We start from the raw sequence: 13,968 nt of genomic DNA, 5'->3' as shown, positions 1-13,968 counted from the left end.
CGGGGAGGCTACCCTATCTCCAATATATCTTATTTATGCTTCCGTAATACGAACATAAGGATTGTTATCATTGTAAACGCAATAAACGCCAAAAATGGAATCGTCACAAAGCCAAACCAGTTAATATATTGTCCTGAACAGGGCACTCCACTCGTACACGTGCTGAATTCATGCAAGGAAGGTAGCTTCTGCAATGCATAATGATAACCGGAAACCAGCATACCTACGAGAGACATCGGAAGCACATATTTATAGATTTCTCGGTCATTGCGATAAAATGCCAGACCTAAGAAAAGTACTAAAGGGTACATTAAAATACGCTGATACCAGCATAGTGTACAGGGCACAAAGCCCATCCGTTCACTAAAGAACAAACTCCCTACCATCGCAATAATAGACGTCGACCAAGCAAAAAGCAACGATTTACTGACCACTAGTAGCTGCCTCTTCCGCCATTTTTATAAAATCATTTATCGTAGCACCTTTAAATTCCTTGCCACCTATAAAGATGGTTGGTGTTGACGATACACCCAAACCATTAGCCGTGCTCATATCCTTCTCCCAAGCTTCTTTTCCCTTACTCTCACCATAAGCTGCCATCACTTTACTCGTTTCCTCTTCACTTGCAACTTTCGCCAGCATGTCTTCCAAAGTTACATCGTTAAATAGAGTTGGTTGTCCTGATTCGGTTGTTTGATTGGCGAACAGTAAATTATGGAATGCCCAAAACGTATCATTGCCCAGTTCCTTGTAGACCGTTTCTGCAAACTGTGCAGCTGTCGTTGAATCCGGGGCAATAAAGGAGAAATTCATAAAGTAGAACTTCGCTTTCCCTGTTTCAACTAACTCCTCATGAATAATTGGAAAGAGTCTATCGTTAAAATCTTTACAACTTGGGCATTTGTAGTCGCCGAATTCAACAATTTCTACTGGAGCTGACGCTTCCCCTAAAAAAGGTTGCCCTTCATAATCAATAACAACAGACTTTTCATTAACACCTGTTAAAACAATGATACCCACGATACAAATAGCAACTAAACCTACAATCCAAAATATTTTCTTAGACAAATTAAAACACTCCTAATTCAAACTACATAATGTAGTGTAATGGGGTAAAAATTTACGCCAACATTAAGGCGTAAATAAACAAAGCACAAATCAAACTAAAGATGGTGAACGATACTAACGCCATCTTCACTGGAAGCTTCCATTCAATTTCCCGTAACGGATTCAGTATATAGTCAATCCGATAATTGACAGACGTATCTGCAAATGATGCGTAAGCAAACGGCATTTTTTCATGTTTACTCACTTTGAGCATCTTTAACAATGCACTACCTAGGTTGACAGACGTCTGCTGTTTTTCAATGGCATATTCATCCGCCAGCAATTCCTTCACAATTCTATATTTCTGATTACACCACTTTAGAATCGGAATATACCACATTATAGACGAACAGAGAGCCATCAAAAAGATGCTAAGTGGATCACGATGTTCTTTATGATACATCTCATGTGAAATGACAGCCTTTAATTCATCTTCTGTTAATAGGTTCATCAAACCTGTCGACAGAACAATTTTGGGCCGTATAAATCCCATCGTAATCGCCAGTGGCGTAGGATGCGAGATGACAATAAATGAATCTTGCCCTTCTCCATAAGTCCGATCCATGTCGATTGTCAGCCTATTTTCTCTATATTGCTCAAACCGCTTTTTCATACGTACAGCATGATAGAATTGTGACGCTATTTTCCACAGTGTAAAAAACAATGTATAAATGACGAGTACATCAAGTACATAATCAAGTGAGGACAATCCGATTGCTTTCATCCAACTATGACAGGCGGCGACAAGATTATATCGAACGTTCCAGCCTACTACCTTTGCGATGAAATATAAAACCATTTGCAAAAAAATCGTTCCAGAAATGATAAGTGACATGATGAGCATTGTAGATGATTGACGTTTGAACATAGGCTACTTGTCCTTTTTCAATTCTTTAATTTTCGCCTCAAGTTTAGCGACAAGATCATCATCTACATCTTCCAGCGCATCTAACATATGACTGACGACAACACTTCCGAACTCGTCCATCAGCTCATTGGTCATTTCCTTTGATTGTGTATTCAAAAACTCATCTCGCGAAAGAATCGGTTTATACATAGATGATCTTCCTTCTGCTCTCTTTTGAAGAATGCCCTTATCAACCAATCGATTCATAACCGTCATGACTGTATTGAAATTCGTTAGTTTTTCCTGTTCAAGCACTTGCTGGACATCTTTAATAGTCATTTCCACATCGTTCCATAAAACGTCCATAATTTTCGCTTCAAGCGGTCCGAAAAAACGATTCAGCCCACTTTCATTCATTTTGAATTTACGAATTCTCACGATCTGCTCACCTCACACTACTCATTGTAGTTTGATAAATTTATCTCGTCAAGAATTGTTAGTTAAAAACAGTCCATTTAACAAATTTGTAACATCTTCCGACTGCTATTTAGATGAAAGACTGATACACTACATCATGTAGTCTATTTGAAAAGGAGAAATATATCAATGACAAACAAACGAATCATTATCGGCATTGTCGTTTCAGCGATTTTAGTCATTTCACTCATTGTCCTGATGACAAACAAAAACTCAACTTATGAAACATACGATACGGACAGTTTACCTCGAGTAGGAGCAGTACATCTAGGTGTCTCTGATTTAGAACGTGCTGTTGAATTTTATCAGCACATGATTGGATTCGATATTTTAACGCAAGAGGCGAACAAAGTGACATTAACAGCTGATGGAATCACTCCTTTACTCTTATTAGAAGAAGTGAATGATTCCGTGGAAAGGCCCCCTGGAACAACAGGTCTCTATCATTTTGCAATTCTATTTCCAGATCGATCAAGTTTAGCAAATGCACTTCTCCATTTAGCTGAAAACGAATATCCTATGCAAGGTGCAGCTAACCATCAGTATAGCGATGCCCTCTATCTTGCAGACCCTGATAATAACGGGATTGAACTCTATGTGGACTATCCTTCTGAAAAGTGGGAACGTGATGCTGACGGCGGCTATGTAGGTGGTTCATATCCAATTGATGTTGAGGGATTGGTTAATGAGGCAAACCCTCCTTGGACAGGCCTACCAGACCGCACACGGATTGGGCATATGCATTTGCAAGTTGCCGAACTTGAACTGGTTGAACAATTTTACGTAGACGGCCTAGGATTTACGATAACGAGTAAAGACAACGGTAGCTTGTTTATCTCCAAAGACAATTATCATCATCATATCGCTTTGAACACATGGTCTGGCAATGGCCTACCCGCACCGCCAGAAAATTCAAGAGGCTTAAAACAGTTTACAATCTTTTTCACACAGCAAGAGATGGATGAAGCGCAGACCCAGCTCAAACGTCTAGATATTCCCTTTGATGCTAGCAATGGAACACTCTCTGTTGTAGACCCTTCTGGAAATGCAATTGAGATTAGAATGCGATCATAAAGACAAGCTGTCTGTCACTCGATTGATTTTTGGAGTGCAGACATTTTTTTTAATCAATTACGCTTCAGCGTAATTGCGTCCAAATTTTGAATTGCGCTTGCGCAATTCACTCCCTTCAAAATTTGTGACATCCGCCGGAGGCTTGGGCCAACAGGATGTTGGTCACTCAGACGTTGCCGCAGGACGCGGCGAACTTAGTCTGAGTTCCCCCAATCCGCAGCAGGGTCGACTTCTGCGGATTCAAGTTAAAACTGGTATGATACGCTTATAGATTTTCCATTATGGGTATCTTAACATTGGAGGGATTCATCATGCATCATTCAAATCGTCAAGCCGTCTGCACGATTACGTACCATTTAGTTGAACGCATTGCTGGTTGGTATGATCAAACAACCAATCGTACCGATCACTGCATTCATCTATATACCGATTCGATTTCAACTACCCAAAATAGCTTCAAATTAGAGCATGTTTTGGATATGTCGTATAAGCCTTTTTCTGGTGGGGCTGGATTGTTTTATTTGCATACAAACCAAGGTGTATTTATGTTTGAGATAGATGCCGACCCGACTTCTTTCATTCAAGCATATAGGAAGTTACAGCAATGATTTCCTTTTTCAATATGTTTAAAATCGGGTCTTTATTGGCAATGATAACATGGACAAATAAACAGGAGGGAATTTTCATTGCCGATCAAACGAACTGTAGAAAATGGACTACAAGCGAAGAAAGAAATTGATGATTTAGTCACGAAAGGGTATACGCATGACGATATCTACGTGTTTGCACATGATAAAAAAAGGGCCAATCACATCAACGATGCTCTCGACACAGAAACAGTTGGCATGAAAGACCAAGGCTTCCTTACCAGCATGAAAAACATGTTCACTTCTCGCGGTGATGAGCTACGCAGTAAAATGGAAGCTACTGGCCTATCGAAGGAAGAAGCTGCGGCTGCCGAAGAAGAGCTGGATCAAGGCAAACTCATCATTATTGCTAAAAAATAACCAATCCCATTCGCTTCCCCCGGCGAATGGGATTTCCATTGTTCTGTCTTTTTCATTATACAATGTATTCATTACACAATTTCCCCTTCATTCGGTATGATAGATACTGAAAGTAGGTGTGATTTATGGACAATAAATTATGGAAGATTGGCTTTTTTACAGGACTAACGTCTTTCGTTCTTCTTATACTTGGTGTGCGTACTGTTTTGGGACAAGAGCTTGAATGGAAAAATTATTTAGCATTCGGGATATTCGGATTGATTGTAGGCGTTTTCTCTTCTCTATTATTATTTTACAAGTTAAAAATTGCTTTTCGAATTTTTATCATTGCTGTCGCACTTGGATTCGTGGAGCTTTTCCGTAGTTTCTTAATGAATACAGGTGGATTTGGTGACTTGGCGGGTATTTTGTCTTTGTTCATCATCTCTTCGTTTGGATTAGGCATTGCCTTTATGGTGCAAGCCGTTGTAATGGTCACGCGGAAGAATAAATAACGTAAATAGCGAAATGCGGAGGGCGCCCGCCTAGATGCGACAGGCATAAGACGAACTAGCGGCGCGGCGCTTTTTTGCCGCATAGCTAGTTCGGCTTATGACCCGAGCATTTGGCGCCCAGAGCTAGACAAAAAGACGCATCCAATTGTGAGGATGCGTCTTTTATTTTCATGATCAAATCGCTTTTTCTTTTTTAATCTGCTTACTACGTAGCTGTCCACATGCCGCATCGATGTCTGTCCCTTGTTCAAGACGGACACCACCATTGATGCCTTTTTTGCGAAGCGCCTTGTAAAATGCATCAATCGCTTCTGGTGTACTACGACGATATTGGTCATGTTCGTCAACCGGGTTGTATGGAATCAGGTTGACGTAGGATAAATGGCGTTTGTTTTCAAGTAGTTTTCCTAATTGCTGCGCCTCCACTACATGATCATTGACGTCTTGTAGCATAATATATTCAAACGTAATTCGGCGGTTTGTCGTTTCCAAATAATAATCAATGGAATCCATCAATGATTCAATTGGGAACGCTTTGTTAATTTTCATAATGCGTGTACGTAGGTCATTATTCGGCGCGTGCAAAGAAACCGCCAAGTTGACTTGGATGTTCTCATTAGCAAACTCCCTGATTTTATGTGGATTTCCACTTGTCGACACCGTAATATGACGTGCACCAATGGCTAGTCCTTTTTGGTCATTGACGACACGAAGGAAATCCATCAAGTTCGTGTAATTGTCGAACGGCTCGCCAATGCCCATGACAACAATATGACTGACACGATCCTCTTGTTCTTTTGCGTCAAGATGGAACTGCACTTTCATAATTTGCTCCACAATTTCGCCCGCGTTTAAATCGCGGCTCTTTTTCAATAATCCACTTGCACAGAAACTACAGCCAATGTTACAGCCGACTTGTGTTGTCACACAAACCGAGTGACCGTAAGGGAATTTCATTAACACCGTCTCGATTAAGTTACCATCCTGCATTTTAAAGAGAAACTTAATCGTTCCATCTGCCGACTCTTGCTTCACCGATTGCTCCAACGTTTGAATCGCAAAATGCTCTTCCAACAATTGAAGGCATTCTTTGTTGACGTTGGTCATTTCCGCAAAGCTTGTGACCCGCTTTTTGTACAACCAATCCCAAACTTGGGATGCACGAAACTTTTTATGTCCTCGCTCTAATAACCATTCTGTCAGTTGTTCCATCGTTAATCCATATATAGAATTCTTCATTAAATACTCCTCATTTCGAAAAATGCAATTCATACATTATACTACAGGAAATTAGATAATGGAACAACTAAATAAATTCAAAAAAAGGTAAGCCCTTCAAAGATTGAAGTGGCTTACCTTTCTTATTTGGTAACTACTTAGGCACCTAAATTGTTTCAAAACTCTCAATATGGTATCTATTTACTAACTCTACTATTGTGACTCTTACCAACAGCGCTCGGCTCCTGGGGATGCCTCCCGCAATGAGCCAGACAGAAAACCGCTGTCAGTCTCATTGCTTCGGCGACCCCAGTAGACGCCTTCGCTGGAAATCACATAAAAATCATAAGTTCATTGTATAGAGAGCGGATTTATTTCCACGCTTCGCAAACAAGATCGTGATATCCTTTCCTCACTCCTCTCCGTCACACGTGGAGAATTCTCTTTCAAATAGAATGATATCTAAGTGGGTTGAACAAATGATACTCGCGAATCTCCAGCGAAGGCGCCTAACAGGGGTAGCCGAAGCGATAAGCCTAATAGTGGTTTTCTATTAGGCTTATCGCGGGAGGCATCCCCTAGCGCCAAGCGTTGTTGATAGAATTTTTTATATCAAAATAGGTACCTAAGTAGTTACCTTATTTGTTCAATATCCCCCTCAACGCCACAACCAATCGTTCCATCTGCACTTTTGTTCCAATCGTCATCCGTAAATAATTATCAATGCCTGGCTTGTTGAAATACCTGACGAGGATGCCTTCTTTTTTCAATTCATTGTATAAAAACTCTGCCGCCACCGTTTCATGACGGGCAAATACAAAGTTTGCTTGCGAAGGGAGGACAGTGAATCCAAGTTGTTCTAATACGACTGTTGTCTCGTTGCGCGTGTCAATGATTTTCGCAGTTATCTCCTTAAAATAAGCTTCATCTTCAAATGCGGCTTGCGCTCCGACAAGCGCCAAACGATCCAATGTATAGGAGTTAAAAGAGTCTTTAATACGAATTAATGCATCGATTAACGAAGCATTCCCCATTGCAAAACCAACACGTAATCCCGCTAACGAACGCGATTTCGATGTCGTCTGAACAACGAGTAAATTATCATACTGCTGAATCAGTTCAGCAGCAGACTTCGTTGCAAAATCAATATAAGCCTCATCAATGATGACTACTTGATCCGGATTATTTTTCACAATTTCCTCAATTTGCACAAGCTCAGCATAAAGACTGGTCGGTGCATTCGGATTCGGTAAAATGACACCGCCCTCGGACTGAAAGAATTTATCGGCCTGCAATGTAAAATCCTCATTCAATGCAACTTCTTCATAAGGAATATCAAATAGTTTGGCATAGACGGGATAAAAACTGTATGTAACGTCTGGAAAACGAATGGGCTGACCTGGTTCAAAAAAGGCCATAAAAGAAAAGGCCAATACCTCGTCCGATCCATTGCCAACGAACACTTCATCAGCAGTGAGTCCATACTGCCGCCCAATCGTTGCGCGTAAATCGTCCGCAGTCGGAGAGGGATACAATTGAAGATGGCCTGCCATCTCCTCTCGAATCGCCTCCAACACTTTTGGACTTGGCGGATATGGGTTTTCATTGGTATTGAGCTTCACAATATCCTGTTGATTCACTTGTTCACCTGGCACATAAGGCTCCGTCCGCTTCACCATGCTGCTCCAAAATTTACTCATTGCGCAACACTTCACGATTCGGGCGTCTTTTTCGCAATTCATTTTTGACATCTTCCACGGTCACACCGAGTTCTTCCATCAGCACTAACGAGTGATACGTCAAATCTGCTAGCTCACTTGTCACTTCCGCTTTATCACGATTTTTCGCGCCAATAACGACTTCCGTTGTTTCTTCCCCGACTTTTTTCAGGATTTTATCTAATCCTTCGCGGAATAAATACGTTGTGTACGAGCCTTCCACAGGATTATTGTGACGTTCTTTAATTTCATCCACGACTTCTTGCACGACTTCTCGACTAGAGGTTGCTTGTTCAAAAGCTTTCTTATGGAAGCAAGTCTCTTCACCTGTATGACAAGCCGGGCCTTGCGGTAGTACTTGTACTAAAATCGTATCTTGGTCACAATCGAATAGTAAGCGTTGAACTTGCTGACGATTGCCAGACGTTGCGCCTTTATTCCATAGCTCCTGTCTAGAGCGGCTGTAAAACCACGTTTCTTTTGTGTCGATCGTTTTTTGCAATGCTTCTTCATTCATATAGGCAAGCATTAGGACCTTTCCTGTCCGATCATCTTGCACGATGGCAGGAATTAGTCCGTTATTATCAAATGTCAGTTTGTCGATTTCGATTGTCATAGTTAGTCATTCCCAACAGATATATTTTGTTCAGATAAGTAGGTTTTCAACTCACCAATGTGAATATCTTCAAAATGAAAAACGGATGCTGCAAGCGCCGCGTCGGCTTTTCCTTCTGTTAATACGGTATGGAAGTGCTCAGGCTTACCTGCACCGCCACTTGCAATGACCGGAATGGTAACAGCCTCGGCAATCGTGCGTGTCAATTCGAGGTTGTAGCCATCTTTAACGCCGTCTTCGCCAATACTGTTGACGACTAATTCTCCAGCGCCAAGTTGTTCAGCCCGTATCGCCCACTCAATGGCATCCATCCCCGTATCTTCTATGCCGCCCTTGGCAAATACCGACCATTTACCAGGTCCTACCTCGTTGACATCCATTGATAGAATGATTCGTCCAGAGCCAAATTTTTTCGCCGCCTCTTCAATTAAAGATGGATTCGTGAGCGCGGCACTGTTGATAGATACTTTATCGCCACCGGCATCAAAAACCTTTTGGATATCTTCAATCGTTCGAATACCACCACCGACGATAAATGGAATCGGCACTTCATTCGCAATCTCAGCAATCAAATCGAGAAACATAGCACGGTTATTCGTTGACGCGGCAATATCGTAAAATACCAGTTCATCCGCACCATCAGCTACATATTTCCTAGCCAATGTTAGCGGATCTGCAACTTCTTTTACCTCAAGAAACTTCTTGCCTTTTACGACCTTACCATTATCAAAATCTAAGCATGGAATAATTCGATTACTTGCCATCGTTGTCGTCCTCCAATAGTTTGACTAAGGATAATTTCCCTTCGTATAACGCTTTGCCGATAATCGCTCCGTACATATTTAATGCGCGTAATTTTACAATATCTTGTTCCGTAGAGACCCCACCTGATGCGATAATATCAATGCTTGAAGCATTATTCATCATTTCAAGTTCAACTAAATTCGGACCTTGTAGCATGCCGTCTTTCAAAATATCGGTATAGACAACCGTTTTCACGCCAATTTCCACTAGCTGTTGCAGTAGGTCAACTGCTTTGACATCACTCAACTCTGTCCAGCCATCGGTCGCCACAAAGCCACCCCTTGCATCAATAGACACCGCAATTTTGTCACCGTATTTTTCAACGGCTTCTTTTAGAAATTGCTGATCTTGGATAGCTGCTGTTCCGATAATTACTCGACTGACGCCTGCTGCAATATGTGCATCGACGATTTCCATATTCCGAATGCCTCCACCGACTTGCACAGGGACAGATACACTCGCAGCAATCGCTCGAATCGCTTCTTTGTTCGATGAATTACCCGTTTTTGCGCCGTCCAAATCCACAACATGAATGTAAGCAGCGCCTTGCTGTTCCCACTCTTTCGCCATTGCTGTTGGTGAATCATTGTAAATAATTTCTTGATCGTAATCTCCTTGAATCAATCGAACACATTTCCCATCTCGAATATCGATGGCTGGAAATAAAATCATGTTGGTTCCCCCTATTTCTATCGGTAGTAAAGTCCTAATTCGCCAATAAGTTGACGGTAAGCGCCAATAACTTGATCCTGAACGCCAATAAATCGTCTGCATGCGCCAATAAACAACCCTTGAACGCCAATATCTTCTCTCCGGATCGGTTACAGCACGCCTTTTGTAGATGGCACACCTTTTACATCCGGATTAATCGTACTCGCAACCCGCAACGCACGGCCGAAGCCTTTGAAAATGGATTCGATAATATGGTGCGTATTTTTTCCATATTGTAAATTGATGTGTAGGTTGATTTTCGCATTATTTGTAAAGGCTAGGAAAAATTCTTCCACAAGTTCTGTATCGAAATCGCCGACTTTATCCTTCATACCTTCGACATTAAAAACGAGAAACGAACGTCCGCTAATATCAAGGGAAACAGTGGATAATGCCTCGTCCATCGGCGTGGACACTGTCGCATAGCGCTCGATGCCTTCTTTCGTGCCAATGCTGTCATAAAATGCTTGTCCTAGCACGATACCAATATCTTCAACCGAATGGTGCTGGTCCACTTCTGTATCGCCATCACAATCAACCTTCAAATCAAATCGTCCATGCTTTGTGAATAATGTCAGCATATGATCGAAAAAACCTACTCCTGTTTGGATATCTGTTTCCCCGCTACCATCAATGGAGAAGTCTAGTTTAATCTTCGTTTCTGCAGTTTGCCTTGAAATCGATTTGCTACGCATTGTATCCCGCCTTCCTTACTTGAATCGAATTTGCATGAGCTGTTAAGCCTTCTGCATTCGCAATGGTAATAATGTCATCCGCAACGTCTTGCAACGCTTGCGCTGTATAATGGATAATACTCGATTTTTTCATAAAATCATATACGCCTAGTGGTGAAGAAAATGCCGATGTGCCACTTGTTGGCAATGTATGATTCGGTCCGGCCATATAATCGCCCAATGCTTCTGGTGAATAGTTTCCTAAGAAAATAGCCCCCGCGTTATGGATAAACGCCAATTGCTCCATCGGATTTTCCACCATCAGCTGTAAATGCTCGGGTGCCAGCTCATTGACGAAATCATACGCTTCATCCAACGAATCGACAAGCACGATACGACCATTATCCTTAATAGACGCTTCAATAATGTCCTTGCGATCTGCATGCGCCATCTGATCGGCCACTTGTTGTTGAAGGGCCTCAGCAAACGCTGTGCTCGTCGTTACACAAATCGCTGTCGCACGCTCGTCATGCTCTGCTTGTGACAGCAGATCAGCAGCGACATACTCCGCAACCGCTGTATCATCTGCCACAACACAAATTTCGCTTGGGCCCGCAATCATATCAATCGCAACGTCCCCAAACACCCATTTTTTCGCACGTGCGACATAAGCATTTCCCGGACCTGTAATCTTCACTACTTTTTCTACGGTTTCCGTGCCATAGGCCAACGCCGCAATCGCTTGAGCACCGCCTATTTTATAGACTACATCGACACCTGCTTCCCGTGCTGCCACGAGAACATGCGGATTCACTTTACCGTCTCGCTGCGGCGGTGTCACCATCGCAATTTTTCCGACACCCGCAATCTTCGCAGGTAGAGCATTCATCAGAACCGTTGAAGGATATGCCGCTTTGCCGCCTGGCACATAAATACCGACACTTGCGAGGGGCGTCACTTTCTGTCCGAGCACAATCCCTTTGTCTTTATTGACAAACCAGGATTTTTCTTTCTGCTCTTCATGGAATGCTGCAATATTGTTCTTCGCTTTCCGTAATGCCTGAAGAAATTCTTCTGTAATAAGAGACTGTGCTTCATCAAACTCTTCATCCGTCACAATGAGCTGCTCCAGTTGTACACCGTCAAACTGCTCGGTATAACTCCTTAATGCCGCGTCTCCGCTTTCACGAACTGTTCCGATAATTTCAAGCACAGTTTTATCAAAATCGAGGTCGTTATGCTGAACCACTTTTTCTTGTGTCAGTTCATCCTTATATTGTTCCACCGTTACTATTCGCATGCAAATCACTCCAATGCCACTTTTAAGTCTGAGATAAACTGCTGAATCTGAGTCGTTTTTGTTGCGTAACTCGCCTTATTGACAATCAATCGTGCGCTGACATCAGCAATTTCCTCCAAGACGACTAAACCATTTTCCTTTAATGTGGCACCGGATTCGACAATGTCAACGATGACATCTGACATGCCAATGAGAGGCGCCAATTCAACCGAGCCATTCAATTTAATCGTTTCAACTCGAATACCTTTGCCTTCAAAATAGTTTTTTGCCACAGCCGGATATTTCGATGCCACCGTCAATGTGGCACTACTCGAAAACTCTTTGTCTGGAAATCCTGCGACTGCCAGCTGACATTTTCCAATGCCGAGATCCAATAGCTCATAGACATCTACAGGATCTTCCATAATCGTATCCTTGCCTACGATGCCAATATCCGCCGCCCCTTTTTCTACGTAAATAGGCACATCCACAGCCTTGACAAAAATAAGCTTTACTTGATCGGCATCATCGAAAATGACTAATTTTCTACTGCCATCATGAAACTCAGAAAATCGGACACCTGCCTTCTCTAAAAACGTTAACGCCTGATCAGCCGTGCGTCCTTTCGCCATCGCGACAGTAAGATGTGTCATTGTGCGGCCCCCTTAACTCCTACAAGTAAATCCAGCACTTCATTCAAATCTAAAAATGAAATGGTTTTCTCTTTATAATTCAATTGATTACTGTCTTTTTCAAGTTGAATCGTATACACACTTTGCTGGCGATTAACTTGTTCCTTCTGTACTGAAAACGACAGCACGCTATAATTGCGCTCCCGCAATTCATTGGCAATGGCAATGGCCTGTTCTAACTGCGTATCTGCATAAATGATTTTGACATCAATCGGAAAACGACTACTCACTTCTCTGCTTTCTGTCGCTTTGACCAACGATTCAATCTCACATGCAAAGCCAATGGCCGGCAATTTCGCACCAAATTCATCACCTAGTCGATCGTAGCGCCCACCCATTAACACCGGTTTGCCAAACTTCTCAACATATCCTTGGAAAATAACACCCGAATAATAACCCATATCGTTGATTAACCCTAAATCGCTAGCAATATATTGTTCCAACCCATACATTTTCAATATGCGATAGACATCCAGTAAATAATCGAGTGTCTCCTGCATTTTCGGCGTCAAAGCAATTCCCTGTGCACGTTCACTCACTTCCACTGGATTACCATACAAAAAGGGAATTCGTTCAATGGCATCTCGCACTCCCTCATCAATGTTCAACCTTTGAAGGAAAGGACCAATTTCCACTACATTTTTAGCTTGAATGAGCGTCTTCAACTGCTTAATTTGTTGCGCAGTCAACGGCAAATCTTGCACCAGCTCATTGAAAAATACTGTATGACCAATTTCAATTTTAATGTCCATGAATCCTAAATCCTTCATCGTATGGCAGGCAAGTGCAATCACTTCCGCATCTGCTTCCGCTGAACTTTGACAAAAATACTCAATGCCCGCTTGCGTACTTTCAATACTATCATTGCGATCCGCTGGCTGACGAAATACCTCTTGCACATAAAAATAACGTAGTTCATCTGCTAGATTAGGATAATTCTCCGCCAATTCTCGCGTAATCGGAATCGTCACGTCTGGCCGCAATACTAACACTTGCCCTGTATGATCAATGACCTTAATCATTTCATTTTGATTAATCGAACTATTTACTTTAGAATATAAATCATATTGCTCAAAGGCTGACGTTTTAATTCGCTTATAACCGTACGTTGTAAACCGTTTGTTAATGGTCTTAATCATGCGTTCTACTTTTTCATTGTCTACTAATATACGTTCTGGATACACTTCATTTCTAACCAATTCCAACACCTCTACTTTATCACTTTACTACACTAAAGTTATTTAGTACTA

The 13,968-nt window shown here is 42.0% G+C and carries 17 protein-coding genes; 4 read left to right on the top strand and 13 right to left on the bottom strand.

Translation table 11 applies throughout. The features are described from left to right. Positions 1 to 29: 29 nt before the first annotated feature. From N1I80_RS07030 to N1I80_RS07015, 4 genes are read right to left on the bottom strand one after another with little or no spacing between them, the layout of a single operon-like run. A complete protein-coding gene (locus tag N1I80_RS07030) occupies positions 30 to 434 on the bottom strand; it encodes a disulfide oxidoreductase (RefSeq protein ID WP_340737182.1) in 405 nt (134 codons plus the stop codon). After that, a complete protein-coding gene (locus N1I80_RS07025; RefSeq protein ID WP_340737181.1) occupies positions 424 to 1,068 on the bottom strand; it encodes a DsbA family protein in 645 nt (214 codons plus the stop codon). Before N1I80_RS07025 ends, N1I80_RS07030 begins: the two co-directional genes overlap by 11 nt. Before the next feature lie 52 nt (positions 1,069 to 1,120). Further along, complete coding sequence (locus N1I80_RS07020; protein WP_340737180.1) at positions 1,121 to 1,975, bottom strand: M56 family metallopeptidase; 855 nt, start codon at positions 1,973 to 1,975, stop codon at positions 1,121 to 1,123. Between the two features lie 3 nt (positions 1,976 to 1,978). After that, positions 1,979 to 2,392, bottom strand: a complete 414-nt coding sequence (locus N1I80_RS07015; protein WP_340737179.1) for a BlaI/MecI/CopY family transcriptional regulator — start codon at positions 2,390 to 2,392, stop codon at positions 1,979 to 1,981. 168 nt (positions 2,393 to 2,560) lie between these two features. Here N1I80_RS07015 and N1I80_RS07010 point away from each other — a divergent pair, with 168 nt between their 5' ends. The 4 genes from N1I80_RS07010 to N1I80_RS06995 all read left to right on the top strand — a co-directional run bounded on the left by N1I80_RS07010 (position 2,561) and on the right by N1I80_RS06995 (position 5,006). Further along, positions 2,561 to 3,505, top strand: a complete 945-nt coding sequence (locus N1I80_RS07010; protein ID WP_340737178.1) for a VOC family protein — start codon at positions 2,561 to 2,563, stop codon at positions 3,503 to 3,505. A gap of 311 nt (positions 3,506 to 3,816) precedes the next feature. Continuing rightward, entirely contained in the window at positions 3,817 to 4,113 is a 297-nt protein-coding gene (locus N1I80_RS07005; protein ID WP_340737177.1) for a hypothetical protein, read from the top strand. A 78-nt stretch (positions 4,114 to 4,191) separates the two neighbouring features. After that, positions 4,192 to 4,512 carry a general stress protein gene (locus tag N1I80_RS07000; RefSeq protein WP_340737176.1) on the top strand — a complete coding sequence of 107 codons (321 nt, stop codon included), beginning with the start codon at positions 4,192 to 4,194 and terminating at the stop codon, positions 4,510 to 4,512. Between the two features lie 125 nt (positions 4,513 to 4,637). Then, positions 4,638 to 5,006: a hypothetical protein gene (locus tag N1I80_RS06995; RefSeq protein ID WP_340737175.1), complete on the top strand. Its 369-nt coding sequence runs from the start codon at positions 4,638 to 4,640 to the stop codon at positions 5,004 to 5,006. A gap of 174 nt (positions 5,007 to 5,180) precedes the next feature. On the opposite strand, the gene rlmN is transcribed toward N1I80_RS06995, so the two are convergent. The 9 genes from rlmN to hisZ all read right to left on the bottom strand — a co-directional run bounded on the left by rlmN (position 5,181) and on the right by hisZ (position 13,917). Next, positions 5,181 to 6,245: a 23S rRNA (adenine(2503)-C(2))-methyltransferase RlmN gene (rlmN, locus tag N1I80_RS06990; protein WP_340737174.1), complete on the bottom strand. Its 1,065-nt coding sequence runs from the start codon at positions 6,243 to 6,245 to the stop codon at positions 5,181 to 5,183. Positions 6,246 to 6,862: 617 nt separating this feature from the next. Further along, positions 6,863 to 7,924 carry a histidinol-phosphate transaminase gene (gene hisC, locus N1I80_RS06985; protein ID WP_340737173.1) on the bottom strand — a complete coding sequence of 354 codons (1,062 nt, stop codon included), beginning with the start codon at positions 7,922 to 7,924 and terminating at the stop codon, positions 6,863 to 6,865. Continuing rightward, a complete protein-coding gene (hisIE, locus tag N1I80_RS06980) occupies positions 7,917 to 8,558 on the bottom strand; it encodes a bifunctional phosphoribosyl-AMP cyclohydrolase/phosphoribosyl-ATP diphosphatase HisIE (RefSeq protein WP_340737172.1) in 642 nt (213 codons plus the stop codon). The genes hisC and hisIE overlap by 8 nt, the downstream gene beginning before the upstream one ends. Before the next feature lie 2 nt (positions 8,559 to 8,560). Next, a complete protein-coding gene (gene hisF, locus N1I80_RS06975; RefSeq protein ID WP_340737171.1) occupies positions 8,561 to 9,322 on the bottom strand; it encodes an imidazole glycerol phosphate synthase subunit HisF in 762 nt (253 codons plus the stop codon). Next, the gene (gene hisA / locus N1I80_RS06970; RefSeq protein ID WP_340737170.1) at positions 9,312 to 10,034 is read right to left on the bottom strand and encodes a 1-(5-phosphoribosyl)-5-[(5-phosphoribosylamino)methylideneamino]imidazole-4-carboxamide isomerase; all 723 of its coding nucleotides are present in this window, start codon (positions 10,032 to 10,034) and stop codon (positions 9,312 to 9,314) included. The genes hisF and hisA overlap by 11 nt, the downstream gene beginning before the upstream one ends. 149 nt (positions 10,035 to 10,183) lie before the next feature. Then, a complete protein-coding gene (hisB, locus tag N1I80_RS06965) occupies positions 10,184 to 10,768 on the bottom strand; it encodes an imidazoleglycerol-phosphate dehydratase HisB (RefSeq protein WP_340737169.1) in 585 nt (194 codons plus the stop codon). Beyond that, on the bottom strand, positions 10,761 to 12,047 hold the full coding sequence (hisD, locus tag N1I80_RS06960; RefSeq protein WP_340737168.1) for a histidinol dehydrogenase: 1,287 nt from the start codon (positions 12,045 to 12,047) through the stop codon (positions 10,761 to 10,763). The genes hisB and hisD overlap by 8 nt, the downstream gene beginning before the upstream one ends. A gap of 5 nt (positions 12,048 to 12,052) precedes the next feature. Beyond that, entirely contained in the window at positions 12,053 to 12,679 is a 627-nt protein-coding gene (hisG, locus tag N1I80_RS06955; protein ID WP_340737167.1) for an ATP phosphoribosyltransferase, read from the bottom strand. Then, the gene (gene hisZ, locus N1I80_RS06950; RefSeq protein ID WP_340737166.1) at positions 12,676 to 13,917 is read right to left on the bottom strand and encodes an ATP phosphoribosyltransferase regulatory subunit; all 1,242 of its coding nucleotides are present in this window, start codon (positions 13,915 to 13,917) and stop codon (positions 12,676 to 12,678) included. The genes hisG and hisZ overlap by 4 nt, the downstream gene beginning before the upstream one ends. Between the last annotated feature and the right edge of the window lie 51 nt (positions 13,918 to 13,968).

The organism is Sporosarcina sp. FSL K6-3457 (genome assembly GCF_038007285.1).
GTDB lineage: Bacteria > Bacillota > Bacilli > Bacillales_A > Planococcaceae > Sporosarcina.
The sequence above is the reverse complement of the archived record's forward strand: the minus strand, read 5'-3'. Positions and strand labels throughout refer to the sequence as shown.

Bases quoted from the DNA above. Each gene is read 5' to 3' on its own strand.
- N1I80_RS07020 (WP_340737180.1), bottom strand. From the start codon at position 1,975: ATGTTCAAACGTCAATCATCTACAATGCTCATCATGTCACTTATCATT.
- N1I80_RS07010 (WP_340737178.1), top strand. From the start codon at position 2,561: ATGACAAACAAACGAATCATTATCGGCATTGTCGTTTCAGCGATTTTA.
- N1I80_RS07005 (WP_340737177.1), top strand. From the start codon at position 3,817: ATGCATCATTCAAATCGTCAAGCCGTCTGCACGATTACGTACCATTTA.
- N1I80_RS06995 (WP_340737175.1), top strand. From the start codon at position 4,638: ATGGACAATAAATTATGGAAGATTGGCTTTTTTACAGGACTAACGTCT.
- rlmN (WP_340737174.1), bottom strand. From the start codon at position 6,245: ATGAAGAATTCTATATATGGATTAACGATGGAACAACTGACAGAATGG.
- hisC (WP_340737173.1), bottom strand. From the start codon at position 7,924: ATGAGTAAATTTTGGAGCAGCATGGTGAAGCGGACGGAGCCTTATGTG.
- hisIE (WP_340737172.1), bottom strand. From the start codon at position 8,558: ATGACAATCGAAATCGACAAACTGACATTTGATAATAACGGACTAATT.
- hisF (WP_340737171.1), bottom strand. From the start codon at position 9,322: ATGGCAAGTAATCGAATTATTCCATGCTTAGATTTTGATAATGGTAAG.
- hisA (WP_340737170.1), bottom strand. From the start codon at position 10,034: ATGATTTTATTTCCAGCCATCGATATTCGAGATGGGAAATGTGTTCGA.
- hisB (WP_340737169.1), bottom strand. From the start codon at position 10,768: ATGCGTAGCAAATCGATTTCAAGGCAAACTGCAGAAACGAAGATTAAA.
- hisD (WP_340737168.1), bottom strand. From the start codon at position 12,047: ATGCGAATAGTAACGGTGGAACAATATAAGGATGAACTGACACAAGAA.
- hisG (WP_340737167.1), bottom strand. From the start codon at position 12,679: ATGACACATCTTACTGTCGCGATGGCGAAAGGACGCACGGCTGATCAG.